The sequence below is a fragment of the Ruminococcus flavefaciens AE3010 genome (genome assembly GCF_000526795.1).
Classification (GTDB): domain Bacteria; phylum Bacillota; class Clostridia; order Oscillospirales; family Ruminococcaceae; genus Ruminococcus; species Ruminococcus flavefaciens_D.
The window spans coordinates 3,141,239-3,163,386 of sequence record NZ_JAGT01000001.1; the positions used below are offsets into that span (position 1 = coordinate 3,141,239).

Here is a 22,148-nt window from a genome sequence, read left to right on the forward strand (position 1 = left end):
AGATGATAAATTGTATTGGGTTGGTTATGAAAAATAAGGTGATATTAAAATTAAGGAGTTTGATAATTTATGAGAAACAACGGCTTCAAGAAGCTCTTTGCAGGGCTTTCGGCAGCCTGCGTTGCTGCGGCTGCAATGCCTGTTATGAGCTTTGCTGCCGAGACAGCTGATGAAGCTGCAAAGGCGGTAGTAGGCGATGCAAACTGCGACGGCGCAGTAGATATGTCCGACGTAGTTCTTATCATGCAGGCACTGGCAAACCCAAACAAGTACGGTATGGGCGGAACAGACAAAAGCGCTTTCACGGAGCAGGGCTGGAAAAACGCAGACTGCAACGGCAAGGCTGATGGAGTTTCCACCGATGACGCTCTCGCTATACAGCTTTACCTTCTCGGCAAGGGCGAGCTCAGCAGCGGACAGACCGACGCGCCTCCTGTTTCTGAAGCAACAAAGATCCACCTCAAGAACACATCTATCACAGTTGAGGGCGAAAATGCAACAGTAGAGGGGACTACTGTTACTATCACTCATTCAGGTGAGTTTTATATCGACGGTACTCTTGACGACGGTCAGATCAACGTAAATATCGCTGACGAGGCTGCTGACGCAGAGACTGTGAAGATATTCCTCAACGGAGCAAATATCACAGGCAAGAGTGCTCCTGCAATTCTTGTTACAAATGCAGAGAACACATCTATCAATATAGTTGACGGTACAGAGAATACCATCACAGACGGCGATACTGCTTATGCAGGCGATTTCGCCAAGGCTGCGGTTATCGAAGCCAAGGACGACCTTACTATCAAGGGCGGCGAAAAGGGCGACGGTATCCTCAATATCACCGCCAACACTCAGGACGCTGTTTCCTGTAACAATGACATCAAGGTAAACGGCGGTACTATAAATATTACTACCAACAATTCCGAGACCAAGACCGACGGTATCAAGGCTAAGCAGTCCGTTACCGTAAAGGACGGTACACTCGATATAGACGCTACAGGCGACGGTATCAAGTCCAGCAAGGACGCTGTTGCTTTTGCAGGCGGTATTACCAGGATAAAGGCCGGCAATGACGCTGTACAGGCTGAGACCTCTATCGACATCAGCGACGGCAGACTCATTGCAGGCGGTGACCGCGGACTTACCGCAGTTACAGGCATCAACATCACCGGCGGTACAGTAATTGCTACTGCGACCGATAATCAGGCCGATGAGAAGCTTATGGGCGGTACTACACAGACCACAGCACTTCTCAATTGTATTGATGATCCCTCAAATGAAAAGGACGGTACATGGAAGAAGGATAATTCCATAGTTACTGACAGCCTCGATGTTAAGTTCACCAAGAAGTTCAAGTATGTTCTTATCAGTGACAAGTCCATCAACGGAGCTAAGTCATGCGGCTTCAAGAACCTTGCAACAGGCAATGCGGTAACTCATACAGACGGCAAGCAGACACAGTTCCAGCTCAGCCTTGTAACTGTATTCAATAATGTTGATCCCGCAGGAGTAAGCAGCGGCAGTACAACTACCGATCCTGTAACTCCTGATCCTGCTGTAACTACAGACGGTCTTACCATTACTCTTTCAGACGCAGGCATGACCACAAATGCTTCTTCCGAAGCTAAGATTGAGAACAACGTATGTACTATCTCTCAGCCCGGTGTTTTTACAGTAACCGGCGAGATGACAGGCGGACAGATCGTCATCGACGTTGACAAGACTGCTTATCCCGACGGCGTCGTTGAGCTTGACCTCAGCGGCATGAGCCTTACAAATACAAAAACTTCTCCTATATACGTAGCGTCTATCGCTGACGAGGTAGTTATCGTTTCCAAGAACGGCACAGAGAATACTATCTCTGACGGTACTGAGTACACCAACGCTGATAATGATACGGGAGCTATCTACTCCAAGGACGATATAAAGTTCAAGGGCAAGGGCAAGCTTACCGTAAACGGCAACGCTGCTGACGCTATCGTAGGCAAGGACGATATCAAGATCTACAACGGCACACTGGTAGTAAACGCTGCTGACGACGGTATCCGCGGTAAGGACAGCGTTACTATCGGCAATGAGCCAACAGACGGAGCAGAGGATCAATACGCAAATCTCTCCGTAACAGTAAAAACAAAAGCAGGCGACGGTATCAAGGCTACATCTACTGATGTTTCTTCAACAGCAAAGCAGGTTGGACTTGTTACTATCAACGGCGGTACTATAAATATTGACTCCTACGCAGACGGCATCTCAGCCGAGCAGTTCTTCACCATGAACGGCGGAGACCTGACTATCAAGACCTTCCAGGGAAGCTCCTATACAGGCTCGGGCAATACTCAGGGCGGTAACGGCGGTTTCAATCCCGGTGGCGGCGGCAGACCCGGCGGCGGAGGCGGAATGGGCGGCATGATGGACGGAAACTCCAACAAGACCGACATATCCGCAAAGGGCATAAAGGCAGTAGGTCTTTATGACGAGGCAGGCACTACATGGCAGAGCGTAGGTGACATCACTATCAACGGCGGCAGTATCAATATCGACGCCTCCGACGACTGTATCCACTGCGGCGGCAGCATGCAGCTCATCGGCGGCGAGATAAAGCTCGCTTCAGCTGATGACGGTGCTCACGCAGACCACGACCTCACCATAGGCACTAAGGACAGCGGCAGCTACGATGATATCGTTATCGCTGTAGAGAAGTGCTATGAGGGTATCGAAGCACAGAAAATTTACCAGAACAGCGGTTCTGTTATCGTGGACTCCACTGACGACGGCTACAATGCAGCAGGCGGCAGCGACGGTTCGGGTATGGGTAACACAGGTATGCCTTGGGGACAGGGCGGCGGCGGTTTCGGAGGCGGCGGCTTCGGCGGCGGCAACTCAGGAAACTATCTCCTCCAGTTCAACGGCGGCTTAGCAATAGTCAATGCGACTAACGGCGACCATGACGGTTACGACTCCAACGGTAACATCGAGATAAACGGCGGCTACATCATCTCAAACGGCAATGAACCGTTTGACTGCGGTGACGGCGGCAGCTCTATCATAGTAAAGGGCGGCGTATGGGTATCCGATTGTCCGTCAGGCGGTATGAGCATGGGCGGCAGCGAAATGACTGCTTCCGTATCCAAGAGCTCAAACGTAAGCGCTAATACAAGACTTTCACTTGTAGGCAGCGACGGAAAGGTAATAGTTTCCTTCATCGTGGACAAGGCTGTCAGCGTTCTTAAAGCAGGCGGCACAAATACATCGGGAGCTTCCTTCTACACAGGCGGAACTCTCAGCGGTTCGACATACTTCCAGCAGCTTGACCAGACACAGCTCGCTGCATACGGCGGTACGCTGTCAGGCGGTACTGCTATCCAATAACGGGGCAATATGAGAAATGCCGTCTTACGGCAAAGAAAGTATTGCTATAAGCCGGCTTCCGGATCATTCTGATCCTTTTCTCAAAAAGCGCCACAGTATCCCAAATACTGCGGCGCATTTCCCTTTATAGGGGTATTTCATATTTCTGATTCGTATTTGCGTGACAGAGTTTTGCAGCAGCATGCACAGTGTACAGAAGCTGCTCCTGCCTGTTTCAGTGCCGCGGTTATCTCGCGGAGAGTGCTGCCTGTTGTGCAGATATCGTCAATGAGCAGCACATTCTTCCCCTTGATTTCGGGTGAAGCTGTAAAGGCGCTTTTCAGGTTGACGGCTCTGCTCACGCGGCTCAGCTCCTTTTGGGAGTGAGTGTGACGGGACTTCACCACGGACTTTGTATCAACAGGCAGTCCGAGGACCCTGCCGACTTCACTGGCGATAAGCACTGACTGATTGAAGCCGCGCCTGAGTATATCCTTTTTATGCATGGGAGCAGGTATTATCACATCGACCTTTGAGGTGATACCGTCGGCTTTGAGCCTGTCTGCAAGAGCTCCGCCCAGTGCATAGGAGGCATTGCCGTCCGTTCCGTTTTTCAGCAGGAATACGGCAGGCTTGACGTTCTCGTTGTAGTTGAAAGCAGCCGTGAAGCTGTCTGCGCCGTCTATTTTGAAGCTGCCGCTGTAAACGCCGAGCTTGGCTGTACATTCCGCGCAGAAGCGCTCCATAGCGCCTATGAGTTCGCCGCAGACGGGACATCGTGTAGGAAAGAAAAGGTGCAGGATCCGCCTTTTCAAAGTATATCTCATATTATCACCTAAATTTAAAGCTCCGCATAAACGGAGCTTTTGTTTTATGTTTTATCAGGGACGCCCTCCCTTGCAGGGCGTCCCTCTTTCAAAAACAGTCCACCGGACTGTTTTTGAAATTCACCCTTGCGGAGCGCCTGACGAATTCGGGGCGCTGCCCCGAACCCTGCAAGGGCTGTCCCCCTAATCGGGTCCGTCCCCTCTGTCGCATTGCGACATCTCCCCACCCTGTGGGGAGTAACCCTTGACCTGACCAAAGGGTTGTGAACCCTTTGGAATCCCTTTGTTGGTTTATTGCTGCTTAACTTATCAGAAATACATATACAGCTGGCATTTTATCATGCCGTTGTAGAGCTTTCTGCGTTTGTGGGCTTCTGCACCGAAGAACTTCTCAAACTCCTCATGGGGGGAGATGATGTAGCTCTGTCTGCTGCCGCCCTTTCCGAGAACTCTGCCCATTTTGCGGTAGATGTCCTCAGCCTCTCTCAGCTCAAGAAGTCTCTCGCCGTAGGGAGGATTGCAGATAACGATAGAATTTTCGGGCTGGACGAACTTGGTTATATCCGCCTGTTCAATAGTGAGTCTGGACTTTATCCCTGCCTTGTGAGCATTATCCAGCGTCAGTGCAACGGCTGCGTCGTCGATATCAGCGCCTATGCCGTGAAACTCAGCGCTGCGGTCAACGCTGTCGATAGCTCTTTTGCGCTCCTCCTGCCAGATACGGGAGTCAAATGAGCTCCATTTCTCGGCGGCAAAGCGCCTGTTGATACCCGGAGCTATTTTCAGCGCTTTCAGAGCAGCTTCGATAAGGAGAGTACCGCTTCCGCAGAATGGGTCGCATACAACTGTATCGGGACGAACTCTTGCGAGATCGACTATTCCTGCCGCAAGGGTCTCCTTGATAGGAGCTGCATTGGAATTGCGCCTGTAGCCGCGCTTGTGGAGCCCAACGCCGCTGGTGTCAAGGTAAAGGGAAACAACGTCCTTGAGGATATTGAACTTTATCTGTACTGTGGGACCTGTCTCGTCGAACCAGTTTATGTTGTACTTGGATTTAAGGCGTTCCACCGCAGCCTTTTTGATTATGGACTGACAGTCGGGAACGCTGTGGAGTGCCGAGTTGAGCGACGAGCCCTTGACGGGGAATGCGTCTGTGGGAGCTATATAGCGTTCCAGCTCCACGGCTCTTACGCCCTGAAAGAGCTCCTCAAAGGTAGTAGCCCTGAACTCGATGAGCTCGATAAGTACTCTCTCGGCTGTGGACAGGCAAAGATTAGCACGGGCGAGAATATTCTCGTCGCCCGTGAAGCTTATCTTACCGTCGCTGACTTTAAGGTCAGTGCCGCCTATTTTTTGTATTTCGTATTTCAGTACGCTTTCCAGACCAAAGTGGCATGGACAGCATAATCTTATATTACTGCTCAAATTATCACCTGATATTAGTATTCGAGGGCTCCGCCTGCAGCTATACCTGCGTCGCCGCCGCCTGCGCCTGCATCACCGCCGCCGCTTACGTCACCGCCGCCTGCTGCACCGCCGCCGCTTACATCGCCGCCGCCTGCTGCACCGCCGCCGCTTACGTCGCCGCCGCCTGCTGTACCGCCGCCGCTTACATTACCGCCGCCTGCTGCTGCACCGCCGCCAGCTGCGCCCGAGTTATCGGAAGCCTGTGTTGTTGTCTGTGTAGATGAAGATGAACCGCCGTGAGCACCGTTACAGTACGGAGGTGAGTAGTCTTCTGTAGTCTCCGACTTCCAGTAGCCTGTTACGCCTCTGCCGCAGTTAGGTCCTGCGATGCCGCCTGTAGATGAACACATAGGAGCTTCGATAACGGAGCTTACCTTCTCAAAGTAAGGAGACGTATCGGCATACTCTGTAGTAATGTAGTCACCGATGATATTTTTCCATATCTGAGCGGATACGATTCCTTTAAGGTAGAGGTTATCGTTATTGTACTTATAACCCATGGTCATACCGCTGACAAAATCGGGAGTAAGTCCGACGAATACTTCGTCGTGCCAGTCCTGAGTAGTACCTGTCTTACCGCATACTTCCTTATTGTAAAGCTTGGCGGCAGTACCTGTACCGTTGTCGATAACGTTTTTGAGAAGTCTGTTCATTACCCATGCAGTCTCGTCTGATACAGCTTGTCTCGGGTTGCCGTTGTTCTCATAGATTATCTGCTGGCTGCTGTCCTCTATCCTTGTGATGATGTGAGCCTCGTTGTAGATGCCCTGATTGCCGTATGGGATATATGCGTTTACAAGATTTTCAAGGGTGATACCAACGTCAAGAGCTCCCAGTGTCATAGGAGAGTAGTTCTTATCGTATGCACGGAAGTCTACTCCCAGCTTTTCAGTGGAGAACTTGAATACTTCTTCCAGACCGAATTTATAAATGAGCTGTGCGGGGGCAGTATTGTATGACTGCTGGAGTGCATAGTACAGCTTGAGAGGCTGACCGTTACCGCCTGAGCCCTCGTAGTTGTTAGGCCATGGCTGTCCGTTATCACCTGTGATCTCAGTTGTGGGAAGCTTTGAATCGTATATGGTGGAGCCCCAGTGTACCTGACCTGACTCGATACCGTAGCCGTATGCTGTGATAGGCTTTACAGTAGAACCGATCTGTCTCTTGTCGCGGACAGCATAGTTTGTACCAAGTGAACCTACCTTTGGTCCGATATCGCCTACGGCGCAGAGTATCTCGCCGTCGTAGTTCATAGCCACGAATGCGATATGTGGGAGGTATTCCTCAGCCTGTCCGTCGCCGTCTATATCAGCCCATTTTTTGACATAGGATTCGCCGACCATATTATTGATGTCAAGGAGCCTGTTTTCAACGTACTCCTGCATCTTTTCATCGTAGGTAGTATAGATCTTGAAGCCGCCCTTGTTGATCTTTTCGAGAGCGTCCCACTCGTCAACAAGGTTGTACTTCTCCTGGATTATGCGCATAGCCTCGAAGTAAGCTGCGTCAAGTATCCATGTGTTCTGCTTCTGCTTTTCGATCTCTTCCTCGGCAGTGAGCTCGGGGTGAGCTGCAAGGTACTCGGGATCGTCTGTGTATATAAGGGGAGTCTTGATGTACTCCTGATACTCATCGTAGGTTATAGCACCGTTCTCGTAAAGCTTATAGAGAACGTATTCCTGACGGGGCTTGTTGTTTGCGCGTCCGTCACTGACAAGGGGCTTGGTGAGGTCGTCGTCCTGATGGTAGTAAGCAAAGGGACCGTAATCCTCAGGGCTCTTGGGGATAGCTGCAAGTACAGCTGCCTCGGGGACAGTGAGCTTGTCCACGTCCTTGCCGAAGTATTTGAGGGAAGCGAGCTGGATACCGTTATAAGCGCCGCCGAAAGCGATATAGTTCAGGTACTCCTCCAGTATCTCGTCCTTGGAGTAGCTCTTTTCCAGCTGCATAGCTGCGAAGATCTCACGTATCTTACGCTGGGGAGTTTGTCTGTCGTCGCCTGACAGGTTCTTGATAAGCTGCTGAGTGATAGTGGAACCACCCTGCTTGGTATCATAGAAGTGCAGGAACATGTTGAGGAAAGCGGAGAATGTACGCTTGTAGTCAACACCGTCGTGTACGTAGAAACGCTCGTCCTCGGTATAAACGAAGCAGTTGCGGACATGCTGAGGTATCTTGTCTATGCTGACAGGGATACGCTGGAAGTCGTTCTGTACACGGTGCATGACTTTGAGCTCAGACTCGCCTTCATCGTTCATTATCTCGTGGTAGAAGTAGGTATCGCTTCCCGATTCAAGCTGCTGAAGGGTCACGCTGGTGGCGTCGTCCATGAAGTTGAGGACGTAAACGGTCAGCGCGGTACTTACGATAGTACCCGTGATGATTATGACCAGAAGCAGCGAAAGAAGTGTGGTAGCGATGACGGTCATTATCTTTTTGAAGATGATAAAGCCTTTACTGTGTTTTTTTCTTTTTCTTCTTGGGCGGATTTCTGCGCAGTTCGTCGTCGGCAGGGACGAGCTGTGCGGAAGCCTTTCTTTTTTTATCGTTCATTTTGTCAGAATGGACCGCTTTTTTAGCGGTAAGCTCCTTTCAAATATATTTTTACGTATAAATATACATCATATATTATATCACTTTGAGCGTGAAATGTTAAGACTTTTCCGAAAAAATCGGCGATTTGTATAATATAGAAAAATCGGGCGATAATATTTACGGATATTTCGGCAAGGGAGTGATAAAATGACGCTGAAAAACGCAAAAAAAATCTATTTTACCCTCATAGCGGCGGTGACTGTATCGGGCTTTCTTACGGTCTGTACGCTGGGTCAGGCTGTCCGCAGGAAAAAGCTGGAGACGCGGCTTGCGGCAGCTGCCACAGAGCATGAAGAAACGCCGCTTTTCACGGTAAGGGAAAGCGGCGGACGTGCAGTGGTTTTCCGCAGCGGCGAGGATAAGCCCTATCTGCTCATAGACATCGACACGGCTCTGCTGTCGGACTGCGACAGGGCGCAGCTTGCGGAGGGGATATATTTTACTTCTGAGAGCACTCTTCGGCAGTATATCGAGGATATCTCATCGTGAGCCCTGCTTGGGTCTGTGCTTTTTCTTTTTTCGGACAGAGAAGCCGAAATCGCCCAGCTTTCTGCCGAGGGTGAAGTACTCTCCGTGGGCGAAAGCCATGAGCCCGCACTGCTGGAGATTCAGCTTGCCCTTGCTGTCGATGTACTTCTCGTCGGCGTCTATGCCGACTATCTCCGCAAGGAACATGGTGTGGGAGCCGAGAAGCTTTTCGTCCACTACCCTACACTCAAGGCTCAGGGGACACTCCTCGATAAGGGGCGGAGCTACCTTTTGCGCGGGCACTGTATGGAAGCCGCAGGCGCTGAACTTGTCCGTGTTCTTTCCGCTTTTTACGCCGCAGAAGTCAGTCTCGCGGCACATAGCCGAGGTGGTAAGGTTTATGACGAACTCTCCCGATGCCTTGATGATGTCGTGGGAGTAGCGCTCGGGGCGAACGGATATGTATGTCATGGGCGGACGGGTGCAGACTATGCCTGTCCAGCCGATAGTGAGCACGTTGGGCTGCTCAATGGTGCCGCATGTGACAAGGGCGGCAGGTACGGGAGCCAGCAGAGTGCTGCCCTTCCAGAATTGTTTTGCCATATTTTCTCCTTTTCATGGGAATGGGGCTGCTGTGCAGCCCCGAAGCTTTATCTTATCTCATTGAGGAAATGCCTGTATTCCTCGAAGTTGTACTTGCCCTTTTCACGGGTGACTGTGCCGTACTCTATGGCGTTGGTGGGGCAGTTGCCTATGCACGCCATGCAGTGTGAGCAGCTGTCTCCCCATGAGGGCTTATCCTCTCTGAGAGTGATGTTGCTGAGGGGACAGACCTCCTCACATTTTCCGCAGCCTATGCACTTGTCAAGAACGGAAAAGTCCTTGGCGTTTATCTTGTGCTTGCAGAAGTAGGAGTTGATAGGAAGTGTTATGAGCTTCTCGACAAGGAGTACATGTCTTGTCTTGAGCTTTTCGCAGTTCTGTATGCTGTTGGATATCTCGTCGATCTTGTCAAAGGCTTTGAACAGACGATCCTTTATCTCGTCGTCTGTCTGTCCCTTGTAATGGCTGATATAGTAGTTATTGGGCATTACAGGCTCTGCGCAGCCCATGAACTCCATATCCTTTTTCTTGAAAAGCTTTTTTGCCTGCCATGCGGTTATGCCTGCATAGCCTGCGTTGTCGGCGATGAAGTATACAGCTCTGCTGCCTGTGAAGCTTGTGTTTTTCAGATAGTCGTATACGAACCGCGGCATTTCGCTCATATAAACAGGTGCACAGACGATGAACGGCTTGTCGGAGTGGAGCTCCGAATAGTCGTTTTTTCTTATCCTGCCAAGAAGGTCTATACACTGGTCGTCAAGTTTTTTTGCAAGCTCCGTGGCAATGAACTTTGTGTTGCCCGTAGCTGAATAGTAAAGGATCATAAAACTCCCCCTAAGATAGTATTTGCTTATGGCGCATGGCGCCGAGGATCACAGGAAAATATATTTGAGTACAAAGAGTACTGCGAGTACATACATGATAGGATTTATCTCCCTGCGCTTGCCGCAGATGAGATTTATCACCACGTAGGAGATAACGCCGATGGCGATACCCTCGGATATGCTGTAGAACAGCGGCATTGCTATGACGCAGAGGTAAGCGGGGATAGCCGAGGCGTAGTTTTTCTCGTCAACTTTTATCTCCGATACCGTGCAGAACATGAGGAAGCCTACCAGAATAAGGGCTGGGGCTGTTGCAAATGCGGGTATAGCAATGAATATAGGTGCAAGGAACATTGACAGCAGGAACAGTACAGCCGTAGTCAGGGCTGTGAGACCTGTTCTTCCGCCTGCTGCAACGCCTGCGGAGGACTCAACAAAGGTGGTGGTGGTAGATGTACCGAGCACAGCGCCTGCGGTAGTAGCCACGGCATCTGCCATGAGGGCGGGACGTATTGCAGGAAGTTTGCCCTCTTTGTCGAGGAGCCCTGCCTTTGTGCTGACGCCTATGAGAGTGCCAAGTGTGTCGAAGAGGTCAACGAAGAGGAATGAGAATATAACAACGATGAAGTTGAATATTCCCACAGCGTCGAAGTCCACGCTGAAGCACTGTCCGAATGTGTCGCCCAGCTTTGTGAAGTCGGTCATGGTGAATGAGGGGATAAGTGAGAATGCTTCAAGCTCAGGGGCGGGAGTATATATTCCCGTGACCTCGCAGATGATGCCCAGTATCCATGTGGCTATTATGCCTATGAGGATAGCGCCCTTTACTCTTTTGATGTAAAGCACGGACATGATGAGCAGTCCTATAAGTGCAAGGAGTGCGCATATGCCTGCGGTATGGAAATCCTCGCGGAAGTCCCTCAGCTGTACAAGAGTTGCGGAGTCAACTGCAAGACCTGAGTTCTGGAGTCCGATGAATGCGATGAACAGACCGATACCCACGGATACCGCCCGTTTCAGCGAAAGGGGTATGGCGTCGAATATGGCTTCTCTGACTTTGGTGAGAGACAGGACGATAAATATGATACCCTCGATGAACACCGCAAGGAGAGCCACCTGCCACGGATAGCCCAGATTACCGCAGACCGTGTACGCCATGTAGGCGTTGAGTCCCATGCCTGCCGAAAGAGCAAAGGGCAGATTTGCCATGAAAGCCATGCACACAGTTCCTATGAACGAAGCGATACATGTGGCAAGGAGCACCGCTGTGGGGTCCATGCCTGTCTTTGACAGGACGTTGGGGTTTACGGCGAGGATATACGCCATTGTCATAAATGTGGTTATACCTGCGGCTATCTCAGTCTTGGTGTTGGTGCCGCGCTCTTTAAGTTTGAACAGCTTTTCAAGCATCTGCCCCGCCTCACTCTTCAAATTCCGCTATGTAAGGCAGATTGCGGTAGAACTCGCCGTAGTCCAGGCCATAGCCGATAACGAAGTAGTCGGGTATGGTGAACAGTGAGTAGTCCGCTTTAAGGTCTACCACGCGGCGGTCGGGCTTGTCGAGGAGGGTTATCACTCTCAGGGACAGGGGATTGCGGACGTTGAGTATCTTGATTATCTCATTGAGTGTGCGTCCAGTGTCGATGATGTCCTCGATTATGACTATGTGATACTTGCTGATGTCGTGCTTGAGGTCCATGGTTATCTCAACGTGACCTGTGGACACCGTACCCTCGAAGTAGCTCTTTGCCGCCATGAATGCTATCTCACATGGGACCGTCACTTCACGGCATATATCAGCCATGAACACAAAGGAGCCTTTGAGTATGCTGACCAGCAGTATGGGAGAGCCGTCGTATATGGAGTTTATCATGGCTCCCGCTTTTTTTATTTCTTCGCGTATCTGCTCCTCTGAGATGATAACGCGCTTTATTTTGCTTTTCCACTGTTCTGTGCTGTCAAAATTCATAATAAACTCCTCCTATGCTGCTGCGAAATGTTCTGTATATAATTAATTATATCATTAATATATGAACTTTTCAATATTTTTTTGAATTTAGAATTGAAAAGCGCAATGGAAATTTTAAGCAAACGGGCTGTTTCGACAATATATTACTCATGTCAGTGGTATAATATTCCATGAAAAGGCTGTCAGTGGCAGCAAAAAGGAGGCAAAGCAATGAAAATAGACATAAAAAACGACAACGGAGCGGCTGTTGCAAGGCTCAGCGGTGAAATTGACCACCATAACGCCAAAGAGCTCCGCGCAGAGATAGACCGCTTTATAGTTACGGTGCAGCCCCGCGAGCTGGCAATAGACCTCGGCGGCATAACCTTTATGGACAGCTCGGGCATCGGGCTCATAATGGGCAGGAGCAAGCTTATGAAGGAGTGCGGCGGCAGGCTGGAGGTGCTGAACCCACAGCCCTATATCAGGCGTGTACTGCGGCTGGCAGGTATGGAGCGCATCGTCAAAATAAGATAAAGGAGAAGAAAAATGGAAATACTCAACGAGATAAAATTCACAATGCCGTCCCTGTCGGTGAACGAGGGGGCGGCAAGAGCGGTGGTGTCCTCATTTCTCATACAGGCTGACCCCACCGTGGAGGAGCTGTCCGACATACGCACGGCGGTATCCGAGGCTGTCACCAATGCCGTGGTACACGGCTACAGGCACAAAAAGGGCAATATCGAGCTGACGGTGAGACTGCTGCCCGACAGGGTCATATACATACGTGTCAAGGACAAGGGCTGCGGAATTGCCGACGTGGAGCAGGCTATGGAGCCGTTGTTCACTACGGCTCCCGAGGAGGAGCGCTCGGGTCTGGGCTTTTCCGTTATGCAGTCCTTTATGGACAAGCTGAAGGTGAAAAGCGCTCCCGACAAGGGCACTACCGTTACCATGAGAAAGAGGCTCTCTGCTCATGGAAACTGAGGTAAAGAAGCCTGCCGCAGAGGATAATCTGGGACTGGTGCATCTCTGCGCCAACCGTTTCCGCGGGCGGGGCATCGAGTACGACGACCTTTACTCCGCAGGCTGTATCGGGCTCCTCAAAGCCGTGAAAGCCTTTGACAGCGGCAGGGGAGTGAAGTTTTCCACTTACGCCGTGCCTGTCATACTTGGTGAGATTAAGCGGCTTTTCCGCGACGGGGGAGCTATAAGAGTGAGCCGCAGCCTGAAAGAGCTGTCCATGCGTCTGCAAAGGCTGTGCGAGGACTTCCGACAGCGTGAGATGAGAGAGCCTACTATTGCTGAGCTGTCCCTGCTCTCGGGAGAGAGCGAAGCCGACGTTTCCGAGGCACTTTGCGTAAGTCAGCCCCTGCTGTCGCTTACCTCGGGAGATGATGACGAGGGACAGACAGATATCCCCACGGAGTCTCCCGACGAGAGCATAACAGACCTTCTCGCCCTGCGGCAGATAATGGCGCAGCTTGACTCCAACGACCGAGCGCTGCTGGAGCTCCGCTATTTCAAGGGGCTCACCCAGTCAAAGACCGCAAGAGCTCTTGGAATGACGCAGGTACAGGTTTCACGGCGCGAAAAAAAGCTCCTCACCTATATGAGGGAGGAGCTTCTGAGATAGTAATTACAGCGCCATTCTCAGCATTTCGTCCAGAGAGAGGTCGCTGTCGGGATTTGTAGCTTTATAAGCATAGTAGGTGAGCACCATTGATGCGTCAACAGCGTTTACCGCGCCGTTCTTGTCAATGTCGCCAGCCTTGGTCTGAGCTGCATTGAACTGCGGAGCCTTGTTGGTGGATACAAGAGCGTACTCGGCGAGTATCATTGATGCATCGACTGCGTTTACTGCGCCGTTGTTGTCAACATCTCCCGTGGGCAGACCCGGTTCGTCGCTGAGAGCCTCGAATTGCAGATGGTACTTTGCGGCATACGCCTCGGCAGTTGAGCCCTTGTAGCCCTTGATGACTCCGCTGTAGACGTATTCCTGAGTCGTGCCGTCAAAGCTGTTGGAGATGGTGTATGACGAGCCGAAATAAGCAGGATTGTCGATAATGGCTTCGGGATCAAGGATAGTAACGGACTTTAGGCTGGGACAGAGTGCTGCCGCGCCGTTGTAGATGCAGTCAACATTTTCGGGGAATACTATCTCCTCGATGTTTTCGTTGTATGCAAAGGCTTGTGCCAATACGGTGTCAACATTCTTGCTGATAACGACCTTCTTGTCAGTCTTGCCTGTGGGGTACTTAACGAGAGTTCCCATGAAATCACTGTAGATTATGCCGTCATTGCAGAATAATGATGCAGTGTTATTGGGGGAGATAAAGGAGGTTAGAGACGGGCAGTTTATGAACGCCTTGCTGCCTATGGTTTGCAGACTTGGACCGATGTCCACGGTTTTAAGGCTTTTTGCTCCTCTGAATGCGTCGGCAGCAACTGTTGTGATATTCTTGCCGAATGTGATCTCTTCAAGGCCGCAGTCCCTGAGAGCTTCCACGCCTATGGTGGTCACGGGAAGATCGTTTATCTCGTCGGGGATATGCAGAGTTTTGGTATCCTTCTCAACGCCTGTCAGTGTATAGTGATCCATGGCGTATCTGTAAACAGCTCCCATATCCGAATAGGTAAGCCCGTTGACAGCGGTTTTTCTGCCGAGTATCTTCAGCTTGAAGCCGCTGTACTGCTCATGGGCAAGCTCATAGGTCTCCTTTGAGACTTCAATATCGTTGACCTTGTAGTAGACCTCCTCGATATCGGAGTTGGCAGAGTTGTCTTCAAAGGTGTTTTCAAGGGTGGCGCCGGTTCCGTCAAAGCGGTAGTACTTTTCATAGGTATAGCCCATATGGGTGTCGTAGTAAACGATATAGGGAGCTCCCTCAGCTATATCCACATAACCGTAAGCGCCTGTTTCAAGTATCTCATTGCAGGAGCCGTTGTATGTGAATATCTTACAGCCGTAGGGACGGGCGTCGCTCTGGGATACGAACAGCTCGGGGACACCGTTGCCGTCAACGTCGTAAAGCTCATATCTTGAACCGTCTTCCTTGAGGTTGAAGCTGTATTTGCCTGTGCTTTCAAGGGAGCGCAGCTGCGCACTGTAAGCCTCCTGCCATGTTCCGTAGACAGGGGTGATATATCTGTTTATGGCCTCGGTTATGTCATTGACATTGGATATGCCGTTGGCTCTGCCGTGAGCGAGGAGCTCAAAGTGGTCGTATTTTTCCTTTTCTGAGGTGAATTCCGTCTCCGAGACCTCTTTTCCGTCCATTTTATAGAAGTGTGGTGTGGCATCTTCATTTAGAAAGTTGGAGAAGAATGACCTTTCCAGTGTGAATACGCCCTTATCCAGCTTGTAGTATGCAAGACTCAGGTCGCCCATGTGGGTATCATAGTGAACTACATAGTGTGCGTTTGGATCGCAGAAGGCATTGCCGTAGGTGCCCACCTCCAGCGGGTCTGAGAGCTTATTGTTGAAGAAGCTGTACACCAGACAGGTGTCGGGGCGGATACCGCCCTTTGACATGAAAAGCTCGGGAGTGCCGTCCTTGTCCACGTCGTAGAGCTCAAATTTTGATTCAAGCCCCTCCTTGCTGCCGAAATCAAAGTCGGGATTAACGGCAAAGCCGTCTTCGAGCAGATGCTTGTAGGCTGCCTGCCATGAATCAAAGGCAGAGGGATCAACGCTGTCTGCCGTGACATGAGCTGCAGCGGGCATAGCCGATACCAGAACAGCTGCTGCTGAAAGTGCTGAGATGATTTTTTTTGTTTTCATAGAAAGTCCTCCTTTTGTTTACTGCTTTATCTGTAACTAAAACAGCCCCTTGGATAAAATTATAGCATAAGATAACAAAAAATGCAAGGTGAATCAACAAAAACTGTGAAATATCAACTTTAAGATTGTGCATATTCGGAAATATCAGCTTTTGGACATGGGGCGAAGTCTGCTTTTGGTTTTTACTTTTTCCCTCTATCGTGAAATGATATTTTAAAGATCAAAAAATGCGGAAACAGGCAAATATCGTTGACATTTCCGAAAAAAAGGATTATAATGGACTTACCAATATTTTTGAGAAAAGAGAGGGAAAAACACTATGGCAACATCATTTTTCAAAAAGCTGCTCGCCGCTGTTTCAGCTGCGGCAGTAGTGCTCGTGCCTGCTTCAGAGCCGCTGCCCGAAAAAAGCACTGCGGTGGCTGCTGCCGACGACTGCCACGATGACTGGCTCCACGTTAACGATAAAGCACAGATCGTTGACAAGGACGGCAAAGAGGTATGGCTCACAGGCGTAAACTGGTTCGGCTACAATGCAGGACGTCAGGTATTCGACGGCGTATGGTCCAAGAATATGCACAGCATGCTCAACCAGATCGCAGACCACGGCTTCAATCTTCTCCGTGTGCCTATGTCCACACAGATCATTCTCCAGTGGAAGAATAAGGGCTCGGATAAGGGCAATGGCGTTGGCGAGGTCAACATGATGGTCAACGCTTACGAGAACCCAGAGCTGACTCTTGAGGGCGGCGTAAGCGGCGAAGGTCAGTACACTCTTATGTACAGCTTCGACATCTGGAACAAGGCTGTTGAGTGGTGCAAGGAAAACGGTATGAAGATCATGATCGACATTCACAGCGCTACCTCAGCTTCAATGGGCCATCAGAAGCCGCTCTGGTACGATGACAACTTCTCGGAGGACGACTGGCTGGAGGCTCTTGAATGGTTCACCGAGTATTACAAGGACGATGATACCATCATCGCTATCGACCTGAAGAACGAGCCCCACGGCAAGCCCGAGGAGGGTACATTTGCAAAGTGGGACGACTCCAAGGACGCTAACAACTGGAAGTATGCAGCAGAAAAGGGCGCAATGGCTTGTCTCAAGCACAACCCCAATCTGCTTATCATGATCGAGGGTACAGAGTGCTACCCTGACTTTGAAAAGGGCGCAGACTGGAACACTCCTGCTGTTGACTACGCTCATTACGACGAGCCTTCACTGATATTCGGCGCATGGTGGGGCGGAAACCTCCGCGGCGTAAAGGATCACCCCGTTGATATCGGCGAGTACAACAAGCAGATAGTTTACTCACCTCACGATTACGGTCCGCTGGTATGGAAGCAGAGCTGGTTCTATATGGACGACGACTCCAAGACCTTTGACCGCCAGTCTCTCCTTGATGATTACTGGTACGATACATGGGCTTATCTGGTTGAGGAGCAGAAGTATCCGCTTCTCATTGGCGAGTGGGGCGGCTTCATCGACAAGGAGCACGATCCTACAGGCGAGAACAAGCACTGGATGCAGGAGCTCCGCGACTATATGATCGACAAGCACATCAACCATACCTTCTGGTGCTTCAATGAGAACTCGGGCGATACAGGCGGACTTGTATACGACGACTTCGGCAAGTGGGACGAGGAGAAGTACGAATTCGTAAAGCCTTCACTCTGGCAGACAGACGGCGGCAAGTTCATCGGTCTCGACCACTCTATCCCGCTGGGACAGGCAGGCAACGGTATCTCACTCAGCGATTACTATTCGGGTAATACCAATCCTACACCAAGAACTACAACAGCTACAACTACAAAGGTAACAACTACTACAACGACCACAAAGGACGTTACAACTACAACTACTACTGCGACCACTACTGCTCCGAAGAAGGATACCACTACAACAACTACTGCAACAACTACAGCTCCGAAGCAGGAGACAACGACTACAGTCACAACAACTTACCCACTTGTCCCCGGTACTAAGGACAATACAGTATGGGGCGACGCTAACGACGACGGCAGCGTTGATATGTCGGACGTGGTACTTATAATGCAGAGCCTTGCGAACCCGAATAAGTACGGTCTCAGCGGTACTGACAAGAACCATATAACAAGCAATGGACTTCTGAATGCTTCCGTTATAAAGAGAAACGGCAGTGTTACTACAGAGGACGCTTTACAGATACAGCTCTTCCTCCTCGGAAAGGTGACTGATCTGGGTCCTGTTTCATAACAGGCTGAACAGATGATATTATCGGCACGGTCTTTACCGTGCCGATTTTTGTACATTCTTGTTGATTTATGCTCATTTTTTTATGCAATTTCAAAAAAACACTTGACAAGCGGCAACAGCTGTGTTATAATAACACTGTAAATTGGTGCACTAAATTTTACAAGATATGTTAAAAATAATCAGTTAAAAATAATCAAACAATTATCAAAAAAGAGGTTTTACTAATGAATATTATTAAAAGAACATTTGTTGTTGCATCAGCAGCAGTAATGTGTGCACTTCCTCTTGCATCATCAATTGCAGATAAGGGCACATTCTTCAGCAGCAATTCTATCACAGCATCAGCAGCATATAAGACACCTAATGTTTATAACTTAAATAATGGCAGATCTTATTATTGCAAAAACAATGACCAGTGGACAAGGTATGAAGATGTACTTTGGATCCAGGATAAGTATATGAAGGCAAGAGCTTCTCAGAGCTATTATGTTCAGAAGTATGCTTTCCCTGCAATCACAGTTGACGGCTATTATGGTCCGAATACTGAAAAGGCAATCAGACAGTTCCAGGCTTGGTATGGACTGAAGGTTGATGGATATGCCGGCGTAGAAACAATTACAGCATTAAAATACGTATAATTAAGAGTATGATCAAATTAAAAGCACTTCTGTTTTGCAGAAGTGCTTTTTTATTTTCGGCGTGTTTAAAAAACTCTTTACAAACTGCGGCGTTTCTGGTATAATAATTTTTATAAAAAATCTTACTGAAAGGCGATATTATGAAAAAAACACTGCTTCTCGCTATACTTTGTGCCGCAGCTCTTACTGCCTGTGCAGAGAAGAAAACCGACAACGCTCACGAAACAGAACCGACAACCGAGATAACGACTATTGTAACTACAGAAGCTGTAACAACAGCTGTCAAGGCGACAACAACAACTGCTAAAACTACCACTGCAACAACTGCAACTACAGTTACAACGACCACAACGGTAAATTCGGCTGACAAAAAAATTGGACCTGAGCTTGGACAAATCACCACACATATGTTTGATGAGTTTGAATTTAATACCCTTGAATACTACAACGGACGCACTTATGACAGTACTACCGAGGAAGAAAGAAATTCTTCAAACTCTCCGTTTTATGATACGCTTGAAGGTGAGCTGACAGACGAGCACAAGCAAATGCTTTATGATTATTTTATCGGTCATGAATTTGAAGAAGTGGACTATAATGAAGTCCATTATTTGTGGGATTGTGGTCTGCCTCATGACAAGACACCCGAAAAAAGCCTGATATGGCTTCCCATGACGGATAAAAAGGAGTGGCTCGAAAGCGGACATACACCTCATCTCGGGGACTGTCTTGAAATCATCTTCTCTTATGACAAACAATATTTTGCCATAAGGCAAGGTACGAGCGGGCACTTTTATACGTATAAAACAGCAGCTCCCGAGGAGCTTCAATTCCTGTATGACCTTGTCCCATAAAATGAAAGAAGGATTTTATATGAAACATAGGATATTTATAGCATTGCTCTGCGCGGCAGCTCTTACTGCCTGCGCCGAAAAGGGCGATAAGAAGAGCTCAGAGGTCTCTGAGCCCACAACAGCTGCTGAAACTGTGACTACAACTGCCGAAGCAACAACGACTTCGACAACGACGACCACAACAGTTACTACCACTGCCGAGACTACTACAACTGTGCAGGTGACAACTGCTCCGCCAACAGAGCCGCCCCGTGCTACATCTCAGGAATATTTTGATAAAATACTCAGCGGCGGAAGTACAGGGGATATAATCTTCCTTAAAAGCAATGAGGGCGGAGACAGCAACCTTAAATGGGGTACCGAGCTCGATGACAACTGCAAACAGATAGTCTGGGACTATCTTGCGAGCCATACTCTGAAAGAAGCGGATACTCCCGATGATTTCACAATGGATTCGTTCCTCTTTGCCGTTAAGATAAACGGCGGAGGCGATATACCGTCAAGACTGCTGTTTTCGGAGGATATGGCGTATATGGGTATTGCAGACGGCAATATCTGCTATGTCTTTGATCTGGAGGACGCATATCAGTTCCAGCCCTTATATGACCTTTGCTGGTAATAGTACGGACTCTCTGCGGCAGCACAGGGAGTTCGTTTTTTTGCCGTAAAAAACTCTTTACAAGCTATGCTTTTTCTGCTATAATTATCATGAGTAATTATGTTTTGAAAAGAGGTAAAACATTGGCTAACGATAAGATCAGAAATTTCTGTATCATTGCGCATATAGATCACGGCAAGTCCACACTTGCCGACCGTATCCTCGAAAAGACCGAGACTGTTGCTATCCGCGACATGGAGGATCAGCTCCTCGATAATATGGACATCGAGCGTGAGCGCGGCATAACCATAAAAGCCCGTGCGGTACGTCTGAAATATACCGCTCAGGACGGCGAGGACTACATCTTCAACCTCATTGATACTCCGGGTCACGTTGACTTCAACTATGAGGTATCACGTTCTCTTGCAGCCTGTGAGGGAGCTATCCTTGTGGTGGACGCTTCACAGGGAATAGAGGCACAGACCCTTGCAAACACCTATCTTGCTATCGAGCACGACCTTGAAGTAGTTCCCGTTGTCAACAAGATAGACCTGCCCTCGGCAGACCCCGAGAGAGTCTGCAACGAGGTGGAAAGCGTCATCGGTATCCCCGCTATGGACGCCCCCCGTATCTCTGCGAAAATGGGTACAAACATCGAGGAAGTCCTCGAAAGGATAGTCACCGATATCCCTGCACCCAAGGGCGATACGGAGAAGCCCCTTAAAGCCCTTATCTTCGACAGCTATTATGACTCCTACAAGGGCGTTATCATATACGTCCGCGTAAAAGAGGGCAAGGTCAAGGTAGGGGACAATATCCGCCTTATGGCTACGGGAGCTGTTTTCAACGTTGTTGAGGCAGGCTTCATGGACGCTTCCAACCTTGTGAACAACGGCAGCCTTGAAGCAGGCGAGGTAGGCTACATTGCCGCTTCTATCAAGAGCATCGGCGATACTCAGGTGGGCGATACCGTCACTAATGACGATGACCCCTGCGACGAGCCCCTCCCCGGATACCGCAAGGTAAACCCAATGGTTTTCTCGGGTATCTATCCTGCTGACGGAGCCAAGTACGGCGACCTCCGCGACGCCCTTGAAAAGCTTCAGCTCAACGACGCTTCACTGTCATTTGAGCCGGAGACCTCTATCGCTTTAGGCTTCGGATTCCGCTGCGGATTCCTTGGACTTCTCCACATGGAGATAATTCAGGAGCGTCTTGAACGCGAATACAATCTTGACCTCATAACCACCGCGCCCTCTGTTATTTATAAGGTAACACTTACCAACGGCGAGGTGCAGTATATCGACAATCCTACCAACTACCCCGACCCTGCTCTCATACAGGTGGCAGAGGAGCCTATGGTAAAGGCAAGTATCCTTTCGCCATCGGAGTACGTTGGCAATATCATGGAGCTTTGTCAGGACAGACGCGGAGTATTCAAGGATATGAAGTACCTTGACGATACCCGTGTGGAGCTCCACTATGAGCTGCCGCTGAACGAGATAGTGTACGACTTCTTCGACGTACTGAAATCCCGTACAAAGGGCTATGCTTCATTCGATTATGAGATGCTGGGCTACGTTCCCAGCAAGCTTGTTAAGCTGGATATACTCCTCAACGGCGACGTGGTGGACGCTCTCAGCTTTATTATCCATACGGACAAGGCTTACGGCAGAGCCCGTAAGATAGCCGAAAAGCTCAAGGATAACATTCCGCGCCAGATGTTTGAGGTACCGATACAGGCGGCTATCGGAGGAAAGATAATTGCCCGTGAGACTGTCAAGGCAATGCGCAAGGACGTTCTTGCAAAGTGCTACGGCGGTGATATCTCACGTAAGAAGAAGCTGCTTGAAAAGCAGAAGGAAGGTAAGAAGCGTATGCGCCAGCTGGGTACTGTAGAGGTTCCTCAGGAGGCGTTCATGAGCGTTCTGAAGCTTGACAGCTGAGAACAGGAGAAT

Annotated in this window: 18 protein-coding genes; 10 read left to right on the forward strand and 8 right to left on the reverse strand. The window is 49.6% G+C overall.

What is annotated here, in order from left to right:
• Positions 1 to 69: 69 nt before the first annotated feature.
• Positions 70 to 3,369 carry a carbohydrate-binding domain-containing protein gene (locus tag N774_RS18420; RefSeq protein ID WP_024861813.1) on the forward strand — a complete coding sequence of 1,100 codons (3,300 nt, stop codon included), beginning with the start codon at positions 70 to 72 and terminating at the stop codon, positions 3,367 to 3,369.
• A 137-nt stretch (positions 3,370 to 3,506) separates the two neighbouring features.
• On the opposite strand, the gene N774_RS0113855 is transcribed toward N774_RS18420, so the two are convergent.
• The 3 genes from N774_RS0113855 to N774_RS0113865 all read right to left on the reverse strand — a co-directional run bounded on the left by N774_RS0113855 (position 3,507) and on the right by N774_RS0113865 (position 8,071).
• Positions 3,507 to 4,163, reverse strand: coding sequence for a ComF family protein (locus tag N774_RS0113855; protein WP_242836633.1), 657 nt, complete (start codon positions 4,161 to 4,163; stop codon positions 3,507 to 3,509).
• Between the two features lie 321 nt (positions 4,164 to 4,484).
• A complete protein-coding gene (locus N774_RS0113860) occupies positions 4,485 to 5,600 on the reverse strand; it encodes a THUMP domain-containing class I SAM-dependent RNA methyltransferase (RefSeq protein ID WP_242836635.1) in 1,116 nt (371 codons plus the stop codon).
• A 14-nt stretch (positions 5,601 to 5,614) separates the two neighbouring features.
• Complete coding sequence (locus N774_RS0113865) at positions 5,615 to 8,071, reverse strand: transglycosylase domain-containing protein (RefSeq protein WP_024861816.1); 2,457 nt, start codon at positions 8,069 to 8,071, stop codon at positions 5,615 to 5,617.
• A gap of 313 nt (positions 8,072 to 8,384) precedes the next feature.
• On the opposite strand from N774_RS0113865, the gene N774_RS0113875 reads away from it, so the two are divergent.
• On the forward strand, positions 8,385 to 8,726 hold the full coding sequence (locus tag N774_RS0113875; RefSeq protein WP_024861817.1) for a hypothetical protein: 342 nt from the start codon (positions 8,385 to 8,387) through the stop codon (positions 8,724 to 8,726).
• Here the strand turns inward: N774_RS0113875 and N774_RS0113880 are convergent.
• From N774_RS0113880 to hpt, 4 genes are read right to left on the reverse strand one after another with little or no spacing between them, the layout of a single operon-like run.
• Positions 8,718 to 9,308: a flavin reductase family protein gene (locus N774_RS0113880; protein ID WP_024861818.1), complete on the reverse strand. Its 591-nt coding sequence runs from the start codon at positions 9,306 to 9,308 to the stop codon at positions 8,718 to 8,720. The two genes, N774_RS0113875 and N774_RS0113880, sit on opposite strands and share 9 nt — an antisense overlap.
• A gap of 47 nt (positions 9,309 to 9,355) precedes the next feature.
• Positions 9,356 to 10,132 (reverse strand): EFR1 family ferrodoxin, encoded by a 777-nt coding sequence (locus tag N774_RS0113885; RefSeq protein WP_024861819.1) that lies wholly within the window; start codon positions 10,130 to 10,132, stop codon positions 9,356 to 9,358.
• Positions 10,133 to 10,180: 48 nt separating this feature from the next.
• A complete protein-coding gene (locus tag N774_RS0113890; RefSeq protein WP_024861820.1) occupies positions 10,181 to 11,542 on the reverse strand; it encodes an NCS2 family permease in 1,362 nt (453 codons plus the stop codon).
• A gap of 10 nt (positions 11,543 to 11,552) precedes the next feature.
• Positions 11,553 to 12,101, reverse strand: coding sequence for a hypoxanthine phosphoribosyltransferase (gene hpt / locus N774_RS0113895; RefSeq protein ID WP_024861821.1), 549 nt, complete (start codon positions 12,099 to 12,101; stop codon positions 11,553 to 11,555).
• Between the two features lie 210 nt (positions 12,102 to 12,311).
• Here hpt and N774_RS0113900 point away from each other — a divergent pair, with 210 nt between their 5' ends.
• Genes N774_RS0113900 through N774_RS0113910 form a run of 3 tightly spaced genes read left to right on the forward strand, consistent with a single transcriptional unit; the run spans position 12,312 to position 13,716 of the window.
• The gene (locus N774_RS0113900; protein ID WP_024861822.1) at positions 12,312 to 12,617 is read left to right on the forward strand and encodes an STAS domain-containing protein; all 306 of its coding nucleotides are present in this window, start codon (positions 12,312 to 12,314) and stop codon (positions 12,615 to 12,617) included.
• Between the two features lie 12 nt (positions 12,618 to 12,629).
• Positions 12,630 to 13,067 (forward strand): anti-sigma F factor, encoded by a 438-nt coding sequence (gene spoIIAB / locus N774_RS0113905; RefSeq protein WP_024861823.1) that lies wholly within the window; start codon positions 12,630 to 12,632, stop codon positions 13,065 to 13,067.
• Positions 13,057 to 13,716 (forward strand): sigma-70 family RNA polymerase sigma factor, encoded by a 660-nt coding sequence (locus tag N774_RS0113910; protein ID WP_024861824.1) that lies wholly within the window; start codon positions 13,057 to 13,059, stop codon positions 13,714 to 13,716. Before spoIIAB ends, N774_RS0113910 begins: the two co-directional genes overlap by 11 nt.
• A gap of 3 nt (positions 13,717 to 13,719) precedes the next feature.
• Here the strand turns inward: N774_RS0113910 and N774_RS0113915 are convergent, their stop codons facing one another.
• A complete protein-coding gene (locus N774_RS0113915; RefSeq protein ID WP_024861825.1) occupies positions 13,720 to 15,864 on the reverse strand; it encodes a leucine-rich repeat protein in 2,145 nt (714 codons plus the stop codon).
• Between the two features lie 319 nt (positions 15,865 to 16,183).
• Between N774_RS0113915 and N774_RS0113920 the strand changes: the two genes are divergently transcribed.
• The 5 genes from N774_RS0113920 (at position 16,184) to lepA (ending at position 22,136) form a co-directional block, all read left to right on the forward strand.
• A complete protein-coding gene (locus N774_RS0113920) occupies positions 16,184 to 18,100 on the forward strand; it encodes a cellulase family glycosylhydrolase (protein ID WP_024861826.1) in 1,917 nt (638 codons plus the stop codon).
• 224 nt (positions 18,101 to 18,324) lie between these two features.
• Positions 18,325 to 18,738, forward strand: a complete 414-nt coding sequence (locus tag N774_RS19860) for a peptidoglycan-binding domain-containing protein (protein WP_024861827.1) — start codon at positions 18,325 to 18,327, stop codon at positions 18,736 to 18,738.
• A 140-nt stretch (positions 18,739 to 18,878) separates the two neighbouring features.
• Positions 18,879 to 19,592 (forward strand): hypothetical protein, encoded by a 714-nt coding sequence (locus N774_RS0113930; protein ID WP_024861828.1) that lies wholly within the window; start codon positions 18,879 to 18,881, stop codon positions 19,590 to 19,592.
• 19 nt (positions 19,593 to 19,611) lie between these two features.
• A complete protein-coding gene (locus N774_RS0113935; protein WP_155250403.1) occupies positions 19,612 to 20,211 on the forward strand; it encodes a hypothetical protein in 600 nt (199 codons plus the stop codon).
• Positions 20,212 to 20,300: 89 nt separating this feature from the next.
• Positions 20,301 to 22,136: a translation elongation factor 4 gene (lepA, locus tag N774_RS0113940; RefSeq protein ID WP_051463442.1), complete on the forward strand. Its 1,836-nt coding sequence runs from the start codon at positions 20,301 to 20,303 to the stop codon at positions 22,134 to 22,136.
• Positions 22,137 to 22,148 lie beyond the last annotated feature (12 nt).